We start from the raw sequence: 401 nt of genomic DNA, 5'->3' as shown, positions 1-401 counted from the left end.
GCACTTGTGCTTGCTGATGTAGATGCTACAGCGCTTGTGCTTGCTGATGTAGAGGCTACTGCGCTTGTGCTTGCTGATGTAGAGGCTACCGCACTTGTGCTTGCTGATGTAGATGCTACAGCGCTTGTGCTTGCTGATGTAGATGCTACAGCGCTTGTGCTTGCTGATGTAGAGGCTACCGCACTTGTGCTTGCTGAGGTAGAGGCTACGGCGCTAGTGCTTGCTGATGTAGACGCTACGGCACTTGTTGATGCTGATGTAGAGGCTACCGCACTTGTTGATGCTGAGGTAGAGGCTACCGCACTTGTTGACGCTGAAGTAGAGGCTACCGCACTTGTGCTTGCTGATGTAGAGGCTACAGCGCTTGTGCTTGCTGATGTAGACGCTACGGCACTTGTTGA

General features: G+C 52.6%; 1 pseudogene. It reads left to right on the top strand.

The features are described 5' to 3' along the window. Window positions 1-401, top strand: a pseudogene (locus KV696_RS09680) (adhesive domain-containing protein); the annotation flags it as partial.

The sequence above is a fragment of the Streptococcus humanilactis genome (genome assembly GCF_019448275.1).
In the GTDB taxonomy this organism is placed as follows: Bacteria; Bacillota; Bacilli; order Lactobacillales; family Streptococcaceae; genus Streptococcus; species Streptococcus humanilactis.
Note: the sequence above shows the minus strand (reverse complement) of the source record. Positions and strands in the feature narration are given on the sequence as shown.